The organism is Bacillus sp. 22-7 (assembly GCF_010628845.1).
In the GTDB taxonomy this organism is placed as follows: domain Bacteria; phylum Bacillota; class Bacilli; order Bacillales; family Cytobacillaceae; genus Cytobacillus; species Cytobacillus firmus_B.
The window spans coordinates 1-15,739 of sequence record NZ_NJQY01000032.1; the positions used below are offsets into that span (position 1 = coordinate 1).

The following is a 15,739-nucleotide window of genomic DNA, read 5'->3' on the forward strand; positions in this document are numbered from 1 at the left end:
GTCAAACTGCCCGTAAAGGCCCGAAAGAAGGACAAAGACTAAGAACGCCACATCCTCCCAAAAGCTGCCGCTTTCGGTCGTGCGATGCTCATGCTGACGAAGCCTTCCTTGTCCTGTGGGCCTCAACTAACAAGCAATGGGGGATAAAGAAAACCCCCGCTGCTTGAAGTTTCACTTTATCCTGATCTTGCTGACAGCCATTTGTCCATATAGTCAGGAACTTTTCCTTCTGAAGTAAGGTTGGCATGCCCGCCCTGAAGGAGATGAAAAGTTTTATCAGCACTGGACACCAGGTCCATGACCGGAAGAATCTGCTCTTTTGGCACAAGTCGGTCATTATCTGACGCGACAGCGAGCAAATTAGCTTTAATATTACTGATGGCGGCTTTCTTTTCTCCGATCGTTAATGTACCGTTCACAAGCTTATTGTCTTTTAAAAGATCTTGATGGATTTGCTTCAGTGCAGCCCCTGCAAATGGAATATGGCCATTGGTCCAATGGTTAAATCGCTTCCAGCGGGACGCATATGCTTCATCGTCGGCTCTGGCCAGAAGCGATAAATATGGAGAGTAATAGAGGGGGGAAGTAAATAGCCGCATACCTGATTTAATGGCAAAGGCGGGGATAAGTCCCCATGCATCAAAAGTGGTTTCCAGGCTGCCTTCTCCATTTCGCAGTTCATCTGCCCATTTATCAAAGACCGGGACAATGCTGAAATCAACTGGTGCTACAGACAATACTAAGTTTTTGACCGGTTCATCCGCAATGGCCGCATAAATGGCTGCAAAGGTGCCTCCCAGGCAAAAGCCCATCACAGTTATTTCGTCTGCTCCCGAGTGATATAAAGCTCTTTTTACCCCCTTCTGGATGTATTCAGTAATATAATCTTCCATCGTAATGTCTTTATCCTCATAGCCCGGAATCCCGAAATCCAGCAAATAGACATCATACCCGCTGTTAACCAAAGCTTCGATTAAACTGTTCTGTGGTCCCAGGTCTAAGATAAAGGGCTGATTGACAAGTGAATAGACAAGGAAAATGGGGATACTGTATTTTTTGCTGGCAGGGGCATAGTGCCAGAGAGTTGCCTTATTTCTTTTCCAGACTGCAGTCCTTGGAGTTAAATTGATCTCCGGATCAGGCTGTAAAAGAGTATTAACGAATCCAAACAGTTTTTTGGAAGCTGTATTTTGTTCCATTTATTTTTCCGCGCTTTCAGCAGGGCTGCCGAGTGCTTTTTTTATTTCCTCAATAGATCTGGCCAAAGCGATAACTTTTTCGTCAATCTGATCCATTTTTTCTTCAGCCTGAACAGTGAGTTTTGCTGCATTTGCCACGTCGGTCTTGGTAGGAAAGTTAAGAGGGATGGATAGTGTTTCAATGGCGTCCCGGAGTTTTTTCATGCTTGCTGCAGTCACCTCGGAACGGGTGACTAAGTTTTTGAAAATATCTTCTTTGTTGATAGAGTTCTGAATAGATTCATTCAGTTCTCTTTCCACTTTTGTCCCTAACTTTTTTATTGCCTGCAATAGGGCTTCTGTATGGTTAATAGACATAAACTTTCTCCTTTCTATGAAGTTAGCTCTGTGAAACCTTAAAGGGATACCGTCATTCCTCCATCTACGACTAATACCTGTCCTGTCACGTAATCAGACGCTTTGGATGATAAAAAGACAGCTGCTCCTTTTAAGTCATGTTCGCTGCCAAATCTTCCGGCAGGAATCTTTCTGAGAATGACTGAACTCGATTTTTCAAGGACTTTTGTAATTTTGGTAGGAAAGAAGCCTGGAGCAATAGCGTTTACTTGAATGCCGGCAGGAGCCAATTTTACAGCTAAATCCTTTGTAAGTGCGATAACTGCTCCTTTACTTGTGCTGTAAGGCACTGCATCAAGAAATGCCGAGTGAGTGCCCCTCATTCCATTTACGGAAGAAATATTAATGATTTTGCCGCTTCCCTGCTTCGTCATCACTTTTGCGGCAGCCTGTGAAAATAAAAACAGCCCCTTTAAGTTCACATCCATGACTTTGTCCCATTTATCGGCAGGCAGATCCAGAAAAGGTGCAACCCAGGATGTACCGCTATTGTTAATGAGGATATCGATGCTTCCAAATGTCTCCAGGGTCTTTTGGATGACCTTCTGAATGTCTTCTTCCTTGGTGATGTCACATTCGATGGCAAGAGCATTAACTCCTTTGGCTTCAAGGTTTTTTCTGACATGCTCACATGCTTCAATTCTGCGTGAGCAGACGACAACATTTGCTCCTGCTTCCCCAAGTGCATTTGCCATTTGCTCACCGAGTCCGCGTCCTCCTCCAGTGACAATGGCTGTTTTATTGCCTAAATGAAATAGCTCGTACAATTCCAACGTTATCCCTCCCTTATTTGTTAGTAGTAAGCAATCCTGATATTTAAAATAGACTTCGATATAGTATAGACAAGTTCACCTCTTGTGGTGCTAAAATTGTATATTTGCCTTGTCCCAAAAATGTATAAGGAAGACAAAAACAGAAAAGGATGGATAACAAACGGGGGAGGGATGCGAAAAGATGGAAAGGGAGCAAATCGAGGAGCTTTTTAAAGAAAGCGGATATCCCGTTTTAAACAGCAAGCTTGCTTATAAAGTCTGGATGACTGGAGTATGGGATGAAGAAGATGAAGACAGAATAGAAGCGTTTTTAGATGCTTATTCTTTTGAAGAAGAAGGAATATTCACTGGCGAATTTCTTTACCACTACCGGATATTTGCCTATATTTACGAGAGGAATGAACTGTCGTTATTTCCGTTTTAGGATACTAAACAAAAACAAACACAGATCAAGGGACCTGTGTTTATTTTACATATATTAGCTAGCCTTATTTAACTGCTTATTGGCTGCTTTATAATGATTTTCAAAGAATTCATTAGTATCTTTAACAACCACTTTGCTTAAGAGAATTAATGCAATTAAGTTAGGAATCATCATTAATGCATTTGCCATGTCTGCGAATGCCCAAACAGTAGTTAAGTTGGCCACCGCACCGATGCCAGTTGCGAAGATGTAAATGGCACGGTATCCCATAATTCCTTTTGTGCCAACAAGGTATTCAAAGCATTTTTCACCATATACATACCAGCCGACGATTGTAGAGAAGCCGAAGAATATAACAGAGAATGCAACGATATATTCACCCGCTGTTCCAAGGACATGTGCAAAGGCTGCACTTGTTAATGCCCCGCCGTCAAGGCTTCCGTTATGCGCCACGCCTGAAATCAATCCGCCTGTTGTGTCCCAGAAACCAGTCATGATAAGCACCAGTCCGGTCATCGTACAAACCACGATTGTAACAATAAATGTTCCAGTCATCGCAACAAGAGCCTGTTTTACAGGATGGTCTGTCTTTGCGTTTCCTGCAATAAGCGCTGCTGTACCAAGACCGGCTTCATTAGAGAAAATACCCCTTGAAACACCATTCTTGATTGCTTCGGATACGACAACACCGACAAAACCGCCTGTCGCTGCTACCGGATTGAAGGCATAGTAGAAGATTGTCTGGAAACCAGGAATGATTTGATCATAGTTAACAGCGAGTATCAGTAATGCTCCGCCAATATATAAAACAGCCATGACTGGAACAAAGAATCCTGCTACAGTACTGATGCGCTGAATGCCGCCAAAGATGATTAAGGCAGCCAACACAGCAAGTACGACACCTGTTACCCAATTATTAATCCCGAATGAAGTATCCATAACAGCTGCAATCGTATTCGATTGAACACTGTTTCCAATGCCCAGTGCCGCAAATGCACCAAAGACTGCAAAGGCAACTGCAAGCCATTTAAACTTTTTGCCGAGACCGCGTTCCACATAATACATCGGTCCGCTGGAGTACTCGCCATTTGCATTTTTAACACGGTATTTCATTGCCAGTAATGCTTCGGCATATTTGGTTGCCATACCAAGCAAACCAACTACCCACATCCAGAAGATGGCTCCTGGTCCGCCGAGTGTAATCGCAGTGGCAACACCGGCGATATTACCATTACCAATGGTTGCTGCAAGAGCGGTCATTAGAGCTTTAAAGTTACTGACATCGCCCTCATCATTGGATGAAGCCTGTCCTTCTTTTGTAAATCCTAATTTAAATGCATATATCAGCCTTCTGAATTGAAGACCCTTCAGCATGAATGTTAAAAGAACACCCGTACCAAACAGCAAGATCAAACTTGGTGTGCCCCAGAGCACCCCGTTAATTTTATTAAGCGTCTCAAGCATAAATCATCGCCTCCTAGATGTTAACGCTTTCAAATACTGTAAGTAAAACTATTAATATGTGCTTTTTTTGTGAGCATGTCCTATTGTAAAATTATCTGAATATAACTTCAAGTCAAATTTTAAAAGTAAAACTATTAGAAATTTTATAAAAACGGGGAGGAGCACCGCTCGAATTTTGTCGAATAGGCATGAGGGCTTTGGTAGAGTACAGGGTGGCATTGAGGTATAATATAATAGGATAGAGAAAGTGCAGTTTAAAGAAGTTTTACGATTGGGTGATAATAAAATGGAAAAAGATCCGTTTAAGAGGGCATTTAGTGATCTGGAGGAACTGGTAGATAAGATCCGCGATGTCCTGGAATGCCCTGTTACAATAGAAGATGTTAATCATCGCCTGCTGGCATACAGTACACATGATGACCAGACCGATACCGCGAGAATCGCTACAATCATCAGCAGAAAGGTCCCTGAGAAGGTGATTAATCGCTTATGGAAGGATCGTGTGATTCCGCAGCTAATGCAAAGCGGCGAACCGCTTAGAATTCCTGAAATAAAGGAGATCGGACTGGGAAATCGGGTAGCCATTTCAATACGTAATCATAATGAAGTATTAGGCTACATCTGGGCAGTTGAAGAAGAAGCCGCTTTAACAGATAGCAAGCTGAATATGCTAAAGCTGGCCGCACAGTCTGCAAGGACGGAAATGTTAAGATTAAACGCCCAGAAGAAAAAAAGAGCTGAAGGCTACCGGGATTTTTTCTGGGAACTGCTAACCGGCCGTTTTCATACCCATGATGAAATCTCAGAGAGATTTGAGGATTTAAGCATAAAACCGCCATCACCTTTTGCTGTGCTGGTGTTTAGGTTTAAAGAAGAGGTTACCTCTAAAATAGAGCAAAAGATCATCTATCTGATCACGACAAGCCAAAAGGTTCATATAACCTTCCATGCCGCGATGGGGAATGAATTCGTTATTTTAGCAGTGCCGCCTGAACCTGCTTTAGCTGAAAATACTTTTATTGAATTCATCCAATTTTTCATTGATCAAATGAAATCACGTTTTGGCATCGATCATATTACCGGGGCAACAGGAACCACTTATCAGCACTTTGAAAAAGTGGAAAAAAGCTATCAGGAGGCATTGCAGGTCCTGCGTCTTAAAGAACAATTTCCGGAAGAGATTCATCATATTTATAGCTATCAGCAGCTTGGCATTTTCCGCTACCTTGATGCCATCCTTGAAAAGAAACGGCAGGAACCGTATGAGCACCCTGCTATCGAAAAGATTACTAAATATGACCTTGAGCACCGGACCAATCTGCTCACTACTCTTGAAGCCTTCATCGATCATGACAGCAATGTGAATGAAACAGCTAAAAAGCTGCATATTCATATGAATACACTGAATTACCGATTAAAGAGGATAACCGATATTGGGAAAGTTGACTTGAAGAATACAAATACAAAACTTTCTTTATATCTTGAACTAAAAATCCGGAGAATGGAAAAGAAGAGCCCTCATTTGTAGATTTTCACAAATGGAGGCTCTTTTATTTTACCGATTTAACAATGACAGCGCTTTACTTAAATTATTATACTGACAATAGTAAATATCATAATTGATAGATTGAAAGGGGATTTTTCCATGATTATTGGAGTACCTAAAGAGATTAAAAATAACGAAAATCGTGTTGCTGCGACACCAGCAAGCGTTGACGCATTAGTAAAGTCCGGACATAAAGTATTAGTAGAAATCGATGCAGGAATTGGAAGCGGTTTCACTAACGAAGATTATACTGAAGTAGGAGCCGTTATCGTAGATACTGCTGCAGAAGCATGGGCAGCTGAAATGGTTATGAAGGTTAAAGAGCCGCTAGCTTCCGAGTATGGCTATTTCCGTGAAGGATTGGTTCTTTTCACATATCTTCACCTTGCAGCAGAGCCTGAGCTTGCAAAAGCATTAACTGAAAAAGGTGTTACAGCGATTGCTTATGAAACAGTGGAAGTAAACCGCACATTGCCTCTTCTAACTCCAATGAGTGAAGTTGCAGGACGCATGTCTGCTCAAATTGGAGCTCAATTCCTTCAGAAGACGAATGGCGGAATGGGAATCCTTCTAGCAGGTGTTCCAGGGGTATCACGCGGTAAAGTTACCATCGTTGGCGGCGGTGTGGTTGGAATCAACGCAGCGAAAATGGCAATCGGACTTGGCGCACAAGTTACAATTATCGACTTAAGCCCAGAGCGTCTACGCCAGCTTGACGATATTTTCGGAAACAGCATCCAAACTTTAATGTCTAATCCTTTCAACATCGCAGAAGCCGTAAAAGATGCTGACCTGGTAATTGGTGCGGTTCTGATCCCGGGAGCGAAAGCGCCTAAGCTTGTAACAGAAGAAATGATTAAAACAATGAAGCCTGGTTCAGTAGTTGTTGACGTAGCGATTGACCAGGGTGGTATTTTCGAGACTGTTGATCACATTACAACTCATGACAATCCAACATATGATAAGCATGGCGTTGTTCACTATGCTGTTGCAAACATGCCTGGTGCAGTTCCAAGAACATCTACAATTGCTCTTACAAACGTTACAATCAACTATGCTCTGCAAATTGCAAACAAAGGTGTTGTAAAAGCGATTGAAGACAATGCAGCACTAAAACTTGGCGTAAACGTTGTAAACGGAAGCATCACATACCCAGCGGTTGCTAAAGACCTTGGCTATGAGTATGTATCTGTCGAAGATGCATTTGCTAAAGTAAAAGCAGCTAACTAATATACCAAAAATCCCCTTGGCCAAAAGGCTAAGGGGATTTTGTTTTGTGCAGTCAGGGCGCCTTCCGTTTTTCTAGTGCTGTCTAGCTCCAGCGCCTACCCCCTCGAGGTCACAAGCCAATCCCCCAAAAAGGCAAAGGACGCCTTTATGGAGGATCGTCTTGTGCTTGTCGGGGGTGGACAAGGCGCTTCCGCTTTTCTAGTAGCCCACTCAAAATAAGGACATCTGCATATTAAATAGAGAAGGGATTGAAAATGAAGGAGGTTACCCTGCATGTATTATTATAGAGGCCCATATAGAAACGGGAACGAAAGGTTTTTCTTTTTAGGAGCTCCTTTCGTCGGCGGCTTGCTTGGCGGTTTCCTGGGAGGCGGGCTGGGAGCAGCTTTATTTGCTCCACGTCCATTTTACGGCCCTCCGCCTCCACCGCCTTTCTATGGCCCGCCAGGAGCACCATATGCCCCTTACGGCGGTGGCGGATACCCTGGCTATGGCCCATATGGAAACCCTTATTACCGCTAAACACGTGAGAAGCTCTCTTAATTGAGAGCTTTTTATTTACATCCATCTCAGTTTTAACGTTAAATCACAGCATTTCTGAGGATCCTCTTTGTCTGATTCGAAATGAAGTCTTAGCCCGTCGGGGGTATAGTCAACAGAAGGGACTCGCGAGATGCCTGTCGATTTCAGCAGATTTTCGACTGCCGCCTTGTTGGACTGCTGGGCCGCTGACATCAGTTCATAAGAAAACTTTTTTGACTCTGCCATATTTACAAGCAATGTGCTGGCATCTCTCATGAGGACCTCCATTTTTTTTGCAGAGCTCATGAACATTTGGGGATCGACAGCAGGCAAGGTCCTGTAGAAATGCACAGGGTGATAATAAGTCTGATAGGCCTGGGGATAAGTCCAGCAGCTTTGCTGCTGAGGATTATATCCGGGCTTTGGGTAGCGAAAATAATAATAGGGGTACATCCGGTTCTGCCCCTTTCGATTAATAATAAATGCACGCATTCCCAATATATGAAAACAAGGCTTTTCCTATGAAGGAACAAAATTGTTTCGCTAAAGGTTAGGCATATGGTGGATAGGAAGAGAAATTTTTAAAAGGATTGATATTATTAGAAAAGGGGTAAAAGAAGGGAATGAAGAATATATTAGTGTGGTAAATAATTGTGCATAGCTTACATAGATAGGAGGCCCCGAATGGAACTGGAACTGATTTTGGAAATCATTGAAAATAACGGATATTTGGGGCTTTTTCTCTGGCTTTGGGTAGGAGTTTTTATTTTTCCTGTGCCAAATGAATTGATTGTTATGACTGTTGGACTTTCTTCCTCTTTAAGAACACTTCACCCTGTGCTTGCATTCATTGTCATTTATCTTGGCATTTTGGCGGCATTGTCAACCTGTTATACCATCGGGCGTTTGATTGGAAGGCCTTTGCTAAAGTACTTTCAAAAAAGCAAAAGGATGTCTAAAACGATTGATTCTTCTTTAAAGTTAATGGAAAAGTATCATGCCTTTTCCCTCTCCTTCAGCTATTTTGTTCCGGGTATCCGAAACTTCCTCCCTTTTTTATACGGCTTCAGTAAATTGCCATTTAAAAAATTCGCATTATTTGCATACAGCGGCGCACTGATATGGCTGTCTTTAGCCTTCGCGATCGGCTACGTATTTGGAGATCATATTGACACTATTTTCAAACATGAAAAGGAAATACTGATTGGCCTGGCAGGCTTAGCTGCAATCTTCCTTATTTTCCGCATTACCAGAAAAAAACGCGGAAAAGAGCAGGAAAAGCTGCATGATCAGGGGCTGGGATTATAATATAAAAGGCAGCAAGATGCTGCCTTTTATATGTCTAGTTCCAGCGCCTACCCCTCGAGGTGTCGGGGGTGGGCAAGGCGCTTGCGCTTTTCTAACTTAGTATTGATTGCGGTGCTCTACCAGGTCGATGGCTCCAAGTACGATATGGGCGAGCCCAAAACCAACGATGGTATCTGATAACATATTGTTTGTTCTGCGGTTTTGTTTCATTGCATAGCCTGCCGCAGTAACAGCGGTGCCGAGAACAGCCGGAATTAATCCTTCGCGTACACGATCCATGACGGTCACCTCTTTTTTTGTGATTGTCCAAGAGGACATCCATAGTTTGTTCTTATATAATGAAGTATAGTATGACAACATTTTACATAGCGAAAGGGGATTGGGGAATGGAATTGAAAGGTACTCTAATCGAAACACTCGGAATGGAAATCGTGTCACTTGAAAAAGGCCGTGTTGTTGCCACTATGCCTGTTGATGAACGCACCCGGCAGCCGTTTGGCCTCCTGCATGGAGGGGCATCTGTCGCCCTTGCGGAAACTGTTGCAAGCATCGGAGCGTTTGAACTTTGCGACAAAGAAACGGAATCCGTTGCAGGGCTTGAGATCAATGCTAACCATATACGTGCCAAAAAAGATGGGACCGTGACGGCTGTCGCATCAGTGCTGCATCAGGGAAGAACTACAATGGTCTGGGATATCAAAATAACAGATGAAAATGACAAACTGGTATGCACATCAAGATGTACCATGGCAGTAATAAAAAGAAAATAAATAATAAAAAACCGCAAGAGGATTTCTCTTGCGGTTTTCCTATTTATCGCAGTATAACGGGCAGTAAGACCCCCACTTCAAGACTCAGAGGAATCAAGGAGGATAAGCGGGGTCAAACTGCCCGTAAAGGCCCGATTGGTTCAACTAACAATCAGTGGGAAAAAACTCCACTGATTGAAGTTTCACTTTATGATTGTTCCTTGCTGCTTGCCTTTTTCATATGTGGTGCATCTTTCAAGTCATCCTGTACACTTTTATCCCATAGCTCTACACCGGAGTTATAGGCTGCCCGGGCAATTAAATGCCCGGCTACAGGTGATGTCATGAAGATGAATACAATTCCGAGCAGCACTCTGGAATTGAAAAAGCCATCTTTAACATAAAAGAACAGCAGGGCTCCAAGCAGTATGGACATAACCCCCAGTGTAGCGGACTTTGATGCCGCATGGTTCCTGGTATAAATATCAGGAAGCCTGATAACGCCATATGCAGCGACAAGGCTTAAAAAGGCTCCTAGAATAATCAGCACAATAATGACAATATTAGCGATCTCGATCATTTTCGATAATAACCCCCTTCTCCAGATATTTAGAGAAGGCCACGGTCCCTATAAAGGCAAGAATCCCGATCAGAAGGATAACCTCCACAAATGCACTTGTATTAAGGGCGATAGAAATCAATGCAACAATTGCAACAAGATTTATGCCAATAGCATCAAGTGCGACTACACGGTCTGGCGTAGTCGGCCCTTTAATTACTCTGTAGATCAAACCGATGGTGGCAGCCGAAATGATAAGGATGGCACTTAGAACAACAGTATTCAGCATTACCGGCTCACCTCCAAGATTGCTTTTTCAAACGAATTCCGGATAGAATCAATGGTTTCCTCTGCATCTTCAATATCAATTGCATGAATGTAAAGAATCTTATTATCCGGGGAAACATCTACAACCAATGTCCCCGGAGTAAGTGTGATCAAATTCGAAAGCACTGTTATTTCCCAGTCCTTTTTCAGAACAGTAGGGTAGGCGAAAATGCCTGGCCGCAAATCAAGTTTGGGTCTTAACAATACTTTAAGCACGCCGATGTTCGCTAAGATAAGCTCTTTGATGAAAAGAAACAATAGATTGATTACCGCTACAACTCTTAATAGATAAAAGCGTGAATCGAAAAATCTTCTGAAAGTAAAGATGATGAGCAGGCCAAAAAGGTATCCTTTAAGGAACGCAACCGGTTCGTATGATCCTGTTAAAAACATCCACATAAACCCAAGGAACACATTTAATAATATTTGAAATGCCATACTCAATACTCCTTTAAAACTGCTTCAATATATATTTCCGGATTTGCAAGAGTTTCAGCAGCCTGTAAGATATACGGATAAACAAACTCCGAGCCGGCTCCGTAGAAAACGGCAATGATAACAAGTATTACTGGTGCAATCAACATTTTGCCGACAGGCACTTTGTCTTCCTCATTATAGGCGCGAGGTGTACCCCAAAAGCCATTAATGAAGATTTTCATGATTGAAAACAGCACAAGAAGACTGGACAATAAGACAATCCCTGCTCCCCAGTAATGTTCTGCTTCGAATCCGCCTTTAACAATTAGAAGCTTTCCAACAAACCCGCTTAATGGAGGGATTCCCGCAAGAGCAAGCGCTGCGATGAAGAAGGTCCATCCCAGACCGGGATAGCGCTTGATCAGCCCGCTTATCTTATGCAAATTGCTTGTCCCGGTAATTGCAATCACGATGCCGGCAAGTAAGAATAGAGATGCCTTAATAATCATATCATGAATCAAGTAGAAGATTGACCCGGTAAGGGAATCAGTCGTCATAGCTGATACTCCGAACAAAATTACCCCTACAGCAATGATGATATTGTAGATGATGATTTTCTTAATATCCCAGTAGGCAATTGCCCCAATGACTCCGGCGATGATCGACATAATTGCCAAAAAGCTCAAGAGCTGATGGGTAAAGCCAGTATCGTGATAAAAGAACAGCGTATAGGTTCTTGTAATAGAGTAAACTCCGACCTTTGTCAGCAGCGCTCCGAATAAAGCCAAAACAGGAGCAGGCGGTGCATAGTAAGAACCTGGCATCCAGAAATATAAAGGAAAAATGGCGCCTTTCAATCCAAATACGATTAAAAATAGCACAGCAATCACTGTAATGATTCCTGGGGGATTCCCTTGGCTGGCTTCGCTGATGCGGACGGATATATGCGCCATATTAAGCGTTCCTACTACAGAATAAAGATAGGCAACAGCTATAACAAACAGAGCGGAAGATATTACATTCACAAGGATGTATTTAATGGACTCCCTAAGCTGTGCCTTCTTTCCGCCTAATACAAGCAAAACATACGAAGCCATCAGCATAACCTCGAAAAAAACGAAAAGGTTGAAGATATCCCCTGTTGTAAAGGCACCGTTTACGCCAACAATTAAAAAGTTGAATGCAGCATAATAGTAAAACTTCTCTCTGGCTTCCCCGATGCTCCAAAATGAATAAATCAGACATAGAAATGCGATTATACTGGTTGTAAGCACCAGTAGAGCTGACATCATGTCAGAGACAAGCGTGATCCCAAAAGGAGCCTCCCAGCTTGAAACATCCAGCGTTTGGATCCCGCTGACTCGGACCTTCTGAACCAGCAGGGCTGAGAAAATGATCGCAATCACTGATGATATGCCTGCAATCCACCTTTGCAGCATGATTCTTTTAGAAGCGAAGATGAGAAGGACACCTGTAACTAAAGGGATCAGGATGGGCAATATTAAAAAGTTAATCATTTCCTTCAGTTCCTCTCATTCGATCCATATTATCAGTGCCAAGCTCCTGGTAGGCACGGTAAGCCAGAACCAGGAAAAACGCAGTGACCCCGAAGCTGATTACAATTGCTGTCAGGATAAGAGCCTGGGGAATCGGATCGGTATAGGAGGGTGCGTTTTCACCCAGCAGCGGGGCAGCCCCTTTTTTTAAGCCGCCCATCGTTAATATAAGCATATGTGCCCCATGGCTTAAAAGCCCGGTTCCGACAATTATGCGCAGCAAGCTTTTTGACAGCATGAGATAAGTAGCTGACATAAATAAAATTCCAATTACGAAAGCCATTAATATTTCCATTATTCATCCTCCCCTATCGTTTGAATAATGGTCATCGTAACGCCAACAACAACCAGAAAAACACCAAGGTCAAACAGTGTAGCTGTATGGAGGGAAGTGTCCCCCAGAACTGGCAGGTCAATATGTCCAAAAGCATGGGTAAGGAAAGGGACATTAAATAGCAATGCTCCCGCCCCTGTACCAATCGCAAAAAGCAGTCCGACTGCAATCATGTGAATATAATTGACAGGAAGAATCTTGGAGACTGTTTTCATATCAAAAGCCAGCAGCAGCAGCACGATTGCCCCTGATGTCAGCAAACCCCCAACAAATCCGCCGCCCGGTGTATAATGGCCGGCAAAAAAGATATGGACAGAGAAAAGAACAATGAGAAACAAAACTACTTTTGTAGCGGTCTGCAAAATGATATCATTTGTTTTCATTTTTCTTTCCCCCTTCCAGGCGAAGTTTGATCATAGCGAAAATTCCAAGAGCTGCAATTCCAAGAACCGTAATTTCAAACATGGTATCAAAGCCCCGGAAATCAACAAGAATAACGTTTACCATGTTTTTCCCGGCTGCCTCCTTATACGTATTCTCGACGTAATATTGCGCAATTGAAGGAAACATCTTATTGCTGTGCGCAGATAGGGCAATCATCGTTACAATTGCACCCACTCCAACAGAAATAAGGGCATTCGTCATTTTAAATCCCATCCGCTCCTCATGCCGGAGCTTTGGCAGATGGTAGAAAGCCAGCAGGAACAAAGAGACAGAAATAGTTTCGATTACAAGCTGTGTTAATGCAAGGTCAGGGGCCCTGAAAATAACAAAGAACAATGAAACGGTATATCCGACTGCCCCCAGCAGAATGATGGATGTCATTCTGGACTTTACAAAAAGAATGGAAATAGATGCAGCAGCGATGACTAATGCCAGCAGAACCTCAGCATAATGGATGGTTGCGACATCGCTCGTATCGAATTTAAAAGCATCTTTCAGAACCAGGGTGGTAGCCAGAGCAACAATGAAAAATGAAAAAATATACACAAGATAGGTTCTGATGAATCCGTTCATATATAATCTTGTTAAGTTGAAGGAAGCCCTCTGTGATACTTCCAGCATAGAATCGTAAAAACGATTCAGAGCCAATTTTTCAGGGAAGAAATCATATACTTTTCTCCACTTTGGCAGAGTGACAAAGAGCAGAATTCCCAATGTAATAACACCTAAAGTCATGAACAGTTCAGGCGTAAATCCATGCCAGAAGTATATATGAGTATCATATACATACCCTTCAACAGGCATGATGGCTGCCTGTGCCGGGGAGATGAGCGTGTTTGAAATAATATTAGGGAAGAAACCGATAATGATAACTAATGAAGCCAGGATAATGGGTGAAATCAGCATCCCGATTGGAGCTTCATGCGGTTTCTTTTCTAATTGTTCAGGCTGGTACTTTCCTGTGAACGTTTTGAATACAAGGATCATGCTGTAAATGAACGTGAATACACTTGCCACCCAGGCAATAACAGGGAACAAGAATCCCCATGTATCCAAATTGAAAATATCCATTTCCAAAACACGGACCATACCTGTGAAGAACATTTCCTTACTTAAGAACCCATTGAAAGGCGGAAGCCCTGCCATGGAAAATGTGCCGATGATCGCCAAAGTAAAGGTAATCGGCATAAAGTTCATAAGACCGCCAAGCTTGCGGATATCACGGGTTCCGGTTTCATGATCGACAATTCCGGCTACCATGAAGAGACTTCCTTTAAAGGTGGCATGGTTGATCAAATGAAAAACAGCAGCTGTAGTGGCAACCGTAAAATAACTGTCATCCACTGTTTCAAAGTGAAGCGCTGCAGCGCCGATGCCGAGAAGGGACATGATCATCCCCAGCTGGCTGACTGTTGAGAAAGCCAGAATGGCTTTAAGGTCAGTCTGTTTGACAGCTGAAAAGGAACCCCAGAATAATGTTGTAATGCCAAATCCAGCAATGAGCCAGAACCAGAGCGAATGCTCAGCAAATACCGGACTCATACGTGCTACTAAATAAATGCCGGCTTTAACCATCGTTGCCGAGTGCAGATATGCACTGACGGGTGTTGGAGCTTCCATGGCATCCGGCAGCCAGATGTGAAATGGAAACTGCGCGGACTTGGTAAAAGCCCCAAGCAAAAAGCAAAGCAGAGCAGGAACGAATAATGAATGTGAAAATATCTCATCTGATCCAGCGATAATTTCCGAAATGCTGAAAGTGCCTGTCATCAAATAAAGAAGGATGATGCCTCCAAGCATAGAAAGACCGCCGAAAACGGTGATGATCATCGACTTCTGTGCGCCATATCTTGATTTTTCTCTGTGGTACCAATACCCGATTAGCAGGAATGAAGAAAAACTCGTGAATTCCCAGAAGGTATAAAGCACAATCAGGTTATCAGATAGGACAACCCCAAGCATGGCTCCCATAAATAGAAGCAAGTACACATAGAAGGTGTTCAGTTTTTCTTTATTTTTATCAAGGTAATAGATGGAATACAGAACAACCAATGATCCTATACCGGTAATCAGCAAAGCAAAAAGCAAACCGAGACCGTCTACTTTTGCCGTGAAATCAATCCCCAGAGCGGGTATCCACGAAAAAGACTTTGTGACGGACTGCTGATTGGAGGTGATGGATAAATAAGAAATAAAATAACTGAATAAAAGGATTGGCAGAGGAAGTACAAACCAACCCGTATGTATCTGCCTGAACAGCTTGTACGCAATAGGCACAAGGATGGCAAGCAAAAATGGTGAAATTATTGCCAGGTGAAGCAAAGACAAGACATTACCCCCTTTAAATTAATTGCGTGTTATTTAACAAAGTATCCTATCAGGCAGCTTGATGAAGCCGCTTATGGCATCTAACGGTTCAGGATGGATATTTGGAATAATGTATTTTTCTTCCGCAGAATGTATAATCTATTTCTGCAATTAGTAAGCGCTT

The 15,739-nt window shown here is 42.8% G+C and carries 19 protein-coding genes; 6 read left to right on the forward strand and 13 right to left on the reverse strand.

All coding sequences use genetic code 11. From position 1 onward, the window contains the following. Window positions 1–176: 176 nt before the first annotated feature. Genes CE058_RS20530 through CE058_RS20540 form a run of 3 tightly spaced genes read right to left on the reverse strand, consistent with a single transcriptional unit; the run spans window position 177 to window position 2,368 of the window. The gene (locus CE058_RS20530) at window positions 177–1,199 is read right to left on the reverse strand and encodes an alpha/beta fold hydrolase (protein WP_048011996.1); all 1,023 of its coding nucleotides are present in this window, start codon (window positions 1,197–1,199) and stop codon (window positions 177–179) included. Beyond that, window positions 1,200–1,556, reverse strand: a complete 357-nt coding sequence (locus CE058_RS20535) for a hypothetical protein (protein WP_076258166.1) — start codon at window positions 1,554–1,556, stop codon at window positions 1,200–1,202. 38 nt (window positions 1,557–1,594) lie between these two features. After that, a complete protein-coding gene (locus CE058_RS20540) occupies window positions 1,595–2,368 on the reverse strand; it encodes an SDR family oxidoreductase (RefSeq protein WP_163144900.1) in 774 nt (257 codons plus the stop codon). A 181-nt stretch (window positions 2,369–2,549) separates the two neighbouring features. Between CE058_RS20540 and CE058_RS20545 the strand changes: the two genes are divergently transcribed. Next, the gene (locus tag CE058_RS20545) at window positions 2,550–2,792 is read left to right on the forward strand and encodes a hypothetical protein (protein ID WP_163144901.1); all 243 of its coding nucleotides are present in this window, start codon (window positions 2,550–2,552) and stop codon (window positions 2,790–2,792) included. 54 nt (window positions 2,793–2,846) lie between these two features. Here CE058_RS20545 and CE058_RS20550 read toward each other — a convergent pair whose 3' ends face one another. Continuing rightward, on the reverse strand, window positions 2,847–4,256 hold the full coding sequence (locus CE058_RS20550) for an alanine/glycine:cation symporter family protein (RefSeq protein WP_048012000.1): 1,410 nt from the start codon (window positions 4,254–4,256) through the stop codon (window positions 2,847–2,849). A 286-nt stretch (window positions 4,257–4,542) separates the two neighbouring features. Between CE058_RS20550 and CE058_RS20555 the strand changes: the two genes are divergently transcribed. The 3 genes from CE058_RS20555 to CE058_RS20565 all read left to right on the forward strand — a co-directional run bounded on the left by CE058_RS20555 (window position 4,543) and on the right by CE058_RS20565 (window position 7,554). Then, window positions 4,543–5,784 carry a PucR family transcriptional regulator gene (locus CE058_RS20555; RefSeq protein WP_048012001.1) on the forward strand — a complete coding sequence of 414 codons (1,242 nt, stop codon included), beginning with the start codon at window positions 4,543–4,545 and terminating at the stop codon, window positions 5,782–5,784. Between the two features lie 117 nt (window positions 5,785–5,901). Beyond that, window positions 5,902–7,032, forward strand: coding sequence for an alanine dehydrogenase (gene ald, locus CE058_RS20560; RefSeq protein ID WP_076258171.1), 1,131 nt, complete (start codon window positions 5,902–5,904; stop codon window positions 7,030–7,032). 273 nt (window positions 7,033–7,305) lie between these two features. Then, on the forward strand, window positions 7,306–7,554 hold the full coding sequence (locus CE058_RS20565) for a hypothetical protein (protein WP_163144902.1): 249 nt from the start codon (window positions 7,306–7,308) through the stop codon (window positions 7,552–7,554). A 36-nt stretch (window positions 7,555–7,590) separates the two neighbouring features. Here CE058_RS20565 and CE058_RS25370 read toward each other — a convergent pair whose 3' ends face one another. Then, the gene (locus CE058_RS25370; protein WP_262174614.1) at window positions 7,591–8,046 is read right to left on the reverse strand and encodes a YuzC family spore coat inner layer protein; all 456 of its coding nucleotides are present in this window, start codon (window positions 8,044–8,046) and stop codon (window positions 7,591–7,593) included. 192 nt (window positions 8,047–8,238) lie between these two features. On the opposite strand from CE058_RS25370, the gene CE058_RS20575 reads away from it, so the two are divergent. Next, window positions 8,239–8,862, forward strand: a complete 624-nt coding sequence (locus CE058_RS20575) for a DedA family protein (RefSeq protein WP_163144904.1) — start codon at window positions 8,239–8,241, stop codon at window positions 8,860–8,862. Window positions 8,863–8,958: 96 nt separating this feature from the next. On the opposite strand, the gene CE058_RS20580 is transcribed toward CE058_RS20575, so the two are convergent. Further along, window positions 8,959–9,141 carry a hypothetical protein gene (locus tag CE058_RS20580; RefSeq protein WP_048012007.1) on the reverse strand — a complete coding sequence of 61 codons (183 nt, stop codon included), beginning with the start codon at window positions 9,139–9,141 and terminating at the stop codon, window positions 8,959–8,961. Between the two features lie 107 nt (window positions 9,142–9,248). Between CE058_RS20580 and CE058_RS20585 the strand changes: the two genes are divergently transcribed. Next, a complete protein-coding gene (locus CE058_RS20585) occupies window positions 9,249–9,632 on the forward strand; it encodes a hotdog fold thioesterase (RefSeq protein WP_163144905.1) in 384 nt (127 codons plus the stop codon). Window positions 9,633–9,819: 187 nt separating this feature from the next. Here the strand turns inward: CE058_RS20585 and mnhG are convergent, their stop codons facing one another. From mnhG to CE058_RS20620, 7 genes are read right to left on the reverse strand one after another with little or no spacing between them, the layout of a single operon-like run. Further along, window positions 9,820–10,191, reverse strand: coding sequence for a monovalent cation/H(+) antiporter subunit G (mnhG, locus tag CE058_RS20590; protein ID WP_163144906.1), 372 nt, complete (start codon window positions 10,189–10,191; stop codon window positions 9,820–9,822). After that, entirely contained in the window at window positions 10,175–10,459 is a 285-nt protein-coding gene (locus CE058_RS20595) for a Na(+)/H(+) antiporter subunit F1 (protein ID WP_163144907.1), read from the reverse strand. Before CE058_RS20595 ends, mnhG begins: the two co-directional genes overlap by 17 nt. After that, window positions 10,459–10,935: a Na+/H+ antiporter subunit E gene (locus tag CE058_RS20600; protein WP_048011694.1), complete on the reverse strand. Its 477-nt coding sequence runs from the start codon at window positions 10,933–10,935 to the stop codon at window positions 10,459–10,461. The genes CE058_RS20595 and CE058_RS20600 overlap by 1 nt, the downstream gene beginning before the upstream one ends. 2 nt (window positions 10,936–10,937) lie before the next feature. After that, window positions 10,938–12,431: a Na+/H+ antiporter subunit D gene (locus CE058_RS20605; RefSeq protein WP_163144908.1), complete on the reverse strand. Its 1,494-nt coding sequence runs from the start codon at window positions 12,429–12,431 to the stop codon at window positions 10,938–10,940. Then, entirely contained in the window at window positions 12,424–12,765 is a 342-nt protein-coding gene (locus CE058_RS20610) for a Na(+)/H(+) antiporter subunit C (protein WP_035332022.1), read from the reverse strand. Before CE058_RS20610 ends, CE058_RS20605 begins: the two co-directional genes overlap by 8 nt. After that, window positions 12,765–13,187, reverse strand: a complete 423-nt coding sequence (locus CE058_RS20615; RefSeq protein ID WP_048011697.1) for a Na(+)/H(+) antiporter subunit B — start codon at window positions 13,185–13,187, stop codon at window positions 12,765–12,767. The genes CE058_RS20610 and CE058_RS20615 overlap by 1 nt, the downstream gene beginning before the upstream one ends. Further along, a complete protein-coding gene (locus tag CE058_RS20620; protein WP_048011698.1) occupies window positions 13,174–15,576 on the reverse strand; it encodes a Na+/H+ antiporter subunit A in 2,403 nt (800 codons plus the stop codon). Before CE058_RS20620 ends, CE058_RS20615 begins: the two co-directional genes overlap by 14 nt. Window positions 15,577–15,739: the final 163 nt, after the last annotated feature.